Here is a 6,833-nt window from a genome sequence, read left to right on the forward strand (position 1 = left end):
TGCAAAATGCGACCCAAAGCGATTAACCCACAGTCGGATCGCCTCCCGGCTGACAATCACACCCCGAGCAGCCAATAGGTCTTCAACATCAGCCGTGCTCAGGGCTAACTGGTGATACGCCCAGACAGCGAACGCGATGATTTCACGTGGGTAGCGAAAGCCCTTCAGGGGCGGCAAATCGATTGGAATGTTCATCAGGCAGACATACCTCTACCAAACCCAGTCAACAACTTGGCAATACCCGGTCCATACATAACCCACAGCAAGCTTTGCGACACAACCAATACAGAACCATCAGTCTTTAACGGAATGGATCGACCGGCCATAAACAATTCCTCCGGAACAGGACAAGTTTCTGTCATGGCAAGTTCCCGGCATAATTCCGTATCCGCCTTGCAGTTTGCACTTCTGCACAGGGGTAATCCATTCCTCTCGGCAGCCCGCACACCCGCCCTTTTCAGACCGCGGCGGGAACGGGCGTTGCGCTTGGGTGACGCTGCAAAATAATCCGCAGCAACCTCTTGCGAGAATTGATTTATTAGCGCCGTTCTGTGGCTGAAAGGCGCACGGCCTGCGCCCACTGAGCTCTCGGAGAAACCGTTTTGTCCACCACCCGATTCACCGCCAGCGGTGTCTTCTTTTCACTTGCGATGCTTGCATCTCCGGCGCTTGCCGATGGCGAGTTCGTGCAATCGGATATTGCCAAGGATACGCGCAGCTTTGTCGGCGCTGTGTCGCGCGATGCATGGAGCTTTGGCGGCAATGTCACCCGATATGATGGCGGGCGGTCAGGTGGCGTGCAGGTCACCTATGGCGTTCCGCTGGCAGGGATCGTTACGGCACATATCGGGCCGACCGTCGGCTTTGAGAACCCCGACGACGATGACACCAAATATGAGATCGGCGCCCTCGCCTCTCTGGATCGTTATGTTACCACCGGATTTGGCGGCGTGTACGGGTTGGCACAGGTCAGCACGATCTATGATGCATGGTTCGTTCTGGGCCAGATCAGCTTTGCCGACAGCGGGTTCGGGATCGAACTCTCCAGCGGGGGCAGTGAAAGCTACAGCGAAACCACGATCGCCCTGCAGAAGCGGTTCACCGGCACCCCTATCAGCCTGCGCACAGGCTATAAGACGGATGCCAAAGAATACTTCATCGGTTTTTCCTTCAACACGTTCTGAGGCACCATGGAAGTCTTCCCCAAAACAACCCTGCGAAGCGCGATCCAGGCGCTGATCCTGATCGTGCTGCTGGTCATCACCGCCACCTTCGGCGCATTCGCCTGGCTGAAAAGCGACCGGATCACCGACAGTACGCTGGATTATGCAGTCCGCTTCCGCACCGCAGCCATCGCGCAGGATCTGGCACGATCCCTGAACCGTGACTGGAGCAACCTCGCGGCCCTATCTGGCAAGCTTGATGGCATGACGCAGGATGAAATGAACTATTTCTTCAGCGGTGCCTCGGGCAATGGCCAGCGTGTATCATGGATCGGCTTTGCCGATCTGAGCGGTGAAGTTATTGCCGCCACCGACCAGATGCTGATCGGCCAGAACGTGGGCGAACGGCCATGGTTCAAGAATGGGCTGGCAAACGGTTATGCCGGCGACGTCCATGATGCCAAGCTTCTGGCGCAACTGCTGGCCACGGATGGCGCCCCCCCGCGCTTCTTCGATCTGGCCCGCCCTGTCACCAATGCCAAGGGCGATCTGATCGGCGTGCTTGGCATGCATATCAATGCGTCCTGGCTGAACCGCTACTTGGCCGAGGCTTCCGATACCTTCGGGATCGACCTGTTCCTGCTTAACCAGAACGGCGAAATATCAGCCTCGACAACCGAGGACATGCCCGATCAGGCAGAGCTGAAGATCGTGCGCGCGGCACAGGCCGGGGTGCAGACCGCCGGGCGCGAGATATGGCCCGATGGCCAGGAATATTTCTCGTCGCTGGTGCCAGAAGTGACCTATGGCGAGCTGCCCGATTTCGGCTGGCGCATGGTCGGCAGGCTGGATGCGGACAAGTTGGCGATCGGTCTGGATCTGGCGCGGAACGGGGCGTGGTACGCATTGGCGATCTGCCTTGCGCTGATCGCGGCGGTTACCCTGCTGTTCCTGAAATTCGTGATCGACCCGCTGACACGCCTGTCGGTGCTGGCCTCACGCGTGGCCAATGGTTCGCAGGAATACCCTGAAAACTCATCGACCACCCGCGAAGCGGCGCTGCTGTCGGTTGCATTGCTGCACCTCCAGCAGGACCGGGTCAGTGATGACCACCAGCCGAGAGACGACGACTGAGCCCGGCCAGAACCGACCAGAACTGCGCGCGTCCCGTTCCCGGGGCCGCGCCCTCGGCATAGAAGCGGATCATCAAGGCCTCGCGCTGCGCCCCGGTGGGCAACAGCTCCACGATATTGCCGTCAGGTGTCAGCGTCGTCACCCGCACAGGCACATTCCCCATATCCTTCAGGCGCAATGTGCCTTCGGTTCCGACGGGATAGATCTTGCCGCGCAGACGGGCCTGATCGATCGACAAAGAGCTGATCCACTGCCGGCGGATATCGCCATCCGTGATGAACACGCCGCGGTCAGGCATATCGGCGATGTGGCTTTCACGGCGCGGCAGCTCGATACAGGCCAATACCGTGATCGACAGCACCACAACATTATAGATCGTCCAGAAAATCACGACCCACTTACCATCCCCTGCATCGTTATAGGCAAAACCGTCAAGGAATATGCCCAGTGACAGGCCGACGACCGTCAGGATCAGAAGGGTCAGAAAGGGCGCCATCAGGCTCCATTGCACTACGACCTTGCTGCGGTCCCCGCCCTTGGCCGTTACCGAGAACGGATGCCCCTTTGGCCGGAACAGGCCGGTAAAGGCCGCCCGCGTGATGGGAATCGCCCCGATCAGCTGTGTCACATCATGCAGGACCGGCATCAGCATGCCGGGCATGATCGCCCGATAGACCATGATCGACCAGATGAAGAACATTCCGAAATAGACCAGAACATCCGTCAGCTGGGCATCCACCACCACGATGTTGAAGAACCAGTACAGCAACGGATAGACGATGACCGCCAGACGAAAGGTGAAGCTGGTCATCCAGAACAGAACGGAATCCGCCACGCCCCAGCGGTCGCGAAAGCGCAGGTTGTTCTTGCCGAATGGCCCCAGACGGGACTGTGCGATCTGCATCAGCCCCAGGCACCACCGCGCCCGCTGCGTCACGTACTCCTGCAACCCCTCGGGTGCCAGACCCTCGGTCAGCGGTTCTGCAAGATAGGCGGTTTGCAGACCCCGCTCTTGCAAGGCCAGTGTCAGCAGGAAATCCTCGGTCACGCTTTCGGTGGGCAGCCCCCCCAGTTCGCGCAGGGCGGACCAGCGCGCGATAGAGGATGTGCCGCAGCAGATGGCCATTCCCCAACCATCCCGCGAGGGCTGCATCTGATCGAAGAAGAACCGCTGTTCATCAGGATATGACGAGGCAATGCCCAAATTGTGCTGGATCGGATCCGCATTGAAGAAATGCTGCGGCGTCTGCACCAGTCCGATCTTGGGATCATGGAACAGCGCCAGTGTACGGGACAGAAAGCCGCGATGCGGCACGAAATCCGCATCCAGCACGGCCACGAAATCGGGCGGCACGGCCTCTTCCGCCAGACGGTCCAACGCGTGGTTGATGTTGCCGGCCTTGGACCCCTTGTTGTCGGGGCGTCGCATGTAACGAACGCCCTGCTCTGCACAGTAATCGCGCAGCCAGTCACGCCGGCTGTCATCCAGAACGATGACTTCCTTGTTGCTGTGCCGCAAGGAGCGGGCACCGATGATGCTGCGCTCCAGGATATCCAGCTCTTCGTTGTAGGTGGCAATCAGGATTGCCACCCGGGGCTCCTTGTCGCCCCACCAGCCTGCATGGGCGTCCGCCTCGGCGCTGCGCAGGCGGATACGGGACATGATCATGAACGAGCTGATGGAGCCGATCATCGCCAGCACTTCCAGTGCATAGAGCGACCAGCTTGCCAGCATGTTCATGGTCAAACCTACCGGGGCAAGCGTATCGGTGCCCCGCCACCAGATATATCTGACGGCCAGCAGGAAGGTGATCGTCAGCAAAAAGGCGCGATGGCGGTTATCTTCGGGCCGCACCCAGTATGGCAGGGTAAGGCCAACGCCGAACACCAACAAAAGGTGGACGACGCTGGACCCCAATGATCCCTGATAGAAGATATCCGGCATCCTAGTGGAACAGGTTCCGCAACCCGTCGAGCGGGCGCGTATCGAAGAAGGCGCGGCCTGTACGACCGATCAGGCAGCCGTCTGTGCCCTTGTCCCGCAGACCGGGCACGATCAGCGTGACATCATAACGCTCCAGATGCAGCCTGCTGGGGGCCACGGCCAGATTGCGATACACGGTCTCCGCGCCGCTGCCTGCCAGACGGCTGACCGTGGCGTCATAGACATCAGATGCCCCGCCCAGGCGGAACTTGGCACCTTGGCCGATGGTCAATCCGTTATACACTCGCTCGGTCACCGAAAGCGTCACGACCGTGGCGCTGCAATCGACCAGACGCAGCAACGGATCGCCGCGCTGCACGTTCGTGCCGTTTGCTTCCAGAATTTCCCAATAGGTGCCGGTTACCGGAGAGCGCAGCTCTCCTCCGGTCAAGGAATTCACACTGACACGGGCACGGTCGACACGCTCCTCGATAGCCGCCACACGGGCATCGGCCTCTGCCTTGCGGGACACCATATCGGCGATTTCGCCATCCAGTTGCACCATATGCTGCTCGGCATTCGGCGCATCGTTGTAACCGTCGCCCAGAAAGACGTTCTGTTCGGCGGCATTTACGGCAATCTGCAGAACAGCAACACGCTCACGGGCATGTTCCAGCACCAGCGATGCGATGTTCGGCTCTGCCGGCAGCCGGTCGGATTCTTCGGTTACGGCATCCACGGCCCGCTGTTGTGCCGCCGTGCGGGGAACGCCGCCGTTTTCCAGAATGGCCAGACGGGCCTCGGCGCGGGACAAACGCTCGCGCAGCTCTTCAAGGCGGTGCGTGCGATAGGTGTCCGTACGCTGCTGCATGCTATCATGGATCGTGCGTGTTTCGGTCAGCAAGGAAACGATCTGGTCCCGACCGGCTTTTTCCAGCTGGACCTCCATCAACAGGTCATCAAGGTGGACGCGATCGACGATTGGATCGGCGATGGTGGCCAGCACCTCGCCCTGACGCACATAGACGCCCAATTGCCGTGTCGGCAGCTCCAGATTGCCCGCAACCGGTGCCCGGACGGTCACCACCGGAGCGTTCACAACGGCATCGGCGCTGGCGCCGGACATTTGCTCTCCGATGATGACCCATAGTGCAAAAATGACCGCGGCGATGCCGATGATCAGTCTACTGTATTTCATGATGGCCTGCTGAAAAAACGGTTCAGATGAACGATCATCGGACCAGTAGTTTCTTTGTTTTTTTTAGCAACTTACGCTGTATTTTATTTTACGCACTGTGCTTCCCGTGCCGCAACTTTGGCCATCAGAAGCAGGCTGTCAGCATAGTAGTCACCGCAAATCGCCCCCGACACGGTTCTGCAGGATGCAAAAGATCGGATTGCCCGGAATCCGGCCCCGTCGTTCGCCTCCAGCACCCTCCCGTCGGGGGTTGATTCGACCGTGACCCTGTCCGGATCCGTGCCCATCAGCCGCAGGGCCATGGCGACCGCGGGATGGGCCGCCCGCCCCGACCAGCACAGATACAGCGGGATACGCAAAGCGTCATATCCCCACTTCAGATCGTGATCCCGTGGCGGCTCATACCCCTGCGGCGTCACATCCACCCAGTTCGGCAAAAGACCCGTTGCCGCCAGCTCGGCCAGCATCGTCTCTCCGTGGTCCGCAGCCTGCACCAGACGCGGCTCTGCAGCCGCCTCCCCCAACTCTCGCAGCGCGCGGGACATGACGTAGGACGGGTTGAAGATGACTTTCGCAGGATCTCCGGCAGCCTCGGCCCCCGGCAGGATCAGCGGCTGGTCGGCTGCCCGCGGATCCGCAACCAGACAAAGTGCGGCAATGTCGCGAGCGATCTCGATGGCCTTCTGGCGATATCCCTGCCAGCCGGAATCACGCTCTGCCCGCAGCAAGGCCCATGAGCGGAACAGGTCGCCATCCGTTGCATTGTGCCAGTCAACCCAGACCGGATCATCGCCGGGTGCCCACTTCCAGCTCATCAATGCATCCTGACGGGTGGCCAGATGCGCACGGGTCCATGCCTCCATCGCCTCGAAGGCGGCGCGATCCCCATGGGCCTGGGCAAGCAGCAGGCCGTATCCCTGCCCCTCGGAGTGGCTGATATGCCCCTGTGGACCATCCACGACCCGCCCGCTGTCCTTCAGATGGGCCGCGCACCATGCCGCCCAATCACGCCTCGTGGGCACGGCGGCTTGGGCGGCGCCGGGGGCAGCAGACAGGGCCGCAGCGCCCGCCAGAAAATTCCGCCGCTTGATCATGAGGCACCCCTTGCAGACATGTGACCGAGAGCAGCCCCCAGCCGAAGTGGGACAAGGTCCGCCTGTGGTTCAGATAGACAATACTAGGACCTGTCGCGATTTAATACCGCCGTTGTAAGGCATTACAAATGATCTGGAAGATCAGAGGCTAAAAGCTCGATTACTATGCCGAAGCTATAGTCAAGAACTTTTAGAACAACCATCAACTCGATCATAACCGACAAATTGCGCAGCTATATCAAGCCGGTCAAAACACAGGCTCCGAACGCTGACCATCGGGCCCACAAAGGCCTAAACAACGCGATAGAGGTTTCGCATCG

At 60.0% G+C, this 6,833-nt stretch carries 5 protein-coding genes and 2 pseudogenes; 3 read left to right on the plus strand and 4 right to left on the minus strand.

Annotated features, from left to right (window positions below):
* Nucleotides 1–195, minus strand: a pseudogene (locus tag DWB67_RS17320) (IS6 family transposase); the annotation flags it as partial.
* A gap of 407 nt (nucleotides 196–602) precedes the next feature.
* On the opposite strand from DWB67_RS17320, the gene DWB67_RS17325 reads away from it, so the two are divergent.
* Both DWB67_RS17325 and DWB67_RS17330 read left to right on the plus strand, forming a co-directional pair.
* Nucleotides 603–1,184, plus strand: coding sequence for a hypothetical protein (locus DWB67_RS17325; RefSeq protein WP_119808798.1), 582 nt, complete (start codon nucleotides 603–605; stop codon nucleotides 1,182–1,184).
* 6 nt (nucleotides 1,185–1,190) lie between these two features.
* Complete coding sequence (locus DWB67_RS17330; protein ID WP_119808799.1) at nucleotides 1,191–2,297, plus strand: cache domain-containing protein; 1,107 nt, start codon at nucleotides 1,191–1,193, stop codon at nucleotides 2,295–2,297.
* Here the strand turns inward: DWB67_RS17330 and DWB67_RS17335 are convergent.
* From DWB67_RS17335 to DWB67_RS17345, 3 genes are all read right to left on the minus strand, one after another.
* Complete coding sequence (locus DWB67_RS17335) at nucleotides 2,263–4,242, minus strand: glycosyltransferase (RefSeq protein WP_119808800.1); 1,980 nt, start codon at nucleotides 4,240–4,242, stop codon at nucleotides 2,263–2,265. The genes DWB67_RS17330 and DWB67_RS17335 overlap by 35 nt on opposite strands.
* 1 nt (nucleotide 4,243) lies before the next feature.
* Nucleotides 4,244–5,419 carry an HlyD family secretion protein gene (locus DWB67_RS17340; RefSeq protein WP_119808801.1) on the minus strand — a complete coding sequence of 392 codons (1,176 nt, stop codon included), beginning with the start codon at nucleotides 5,417–5,419 and terminating at the stop codon, nucleotides 4,244–4,246.
* A gap of 83 nt (nucleotides 5,420–5,502) precedes the next feature.
* Nucleotides 5,503–6,513: a glycosyl hydrolase family 8 gene (locus tag DWB67_RS17345; protein ID WP_119808802.1), complete on the minus strand. Its 1,011-nt coding sequence runs from the start codon at nucleotides 6,511–6,513 to the stop codon at nucleotides 5,503–5,505.
* A gap of 210 nt (nucleotides 6,514–6,723) precedes the next feature.
* Between DWB67_RS17345 and DWB67_RS17350 the strand changes: the two are divergent.
* Nucleotides 6,724–6,833: pseudogene (locus tag DWB67_RS17350) on the plus strand (IS6 family transposase); the annotation flags it as partial.

It is taken from the genome of Paracoccus sp. JM45 (genome assembly GCF_003590715.1).
Classification (GTDB): domain Bacteria; phylum Pseudomonadota; class Alphaproteobacteria; order Rhodobacterales; family Rhodobacteraceae; genus Paracoccus.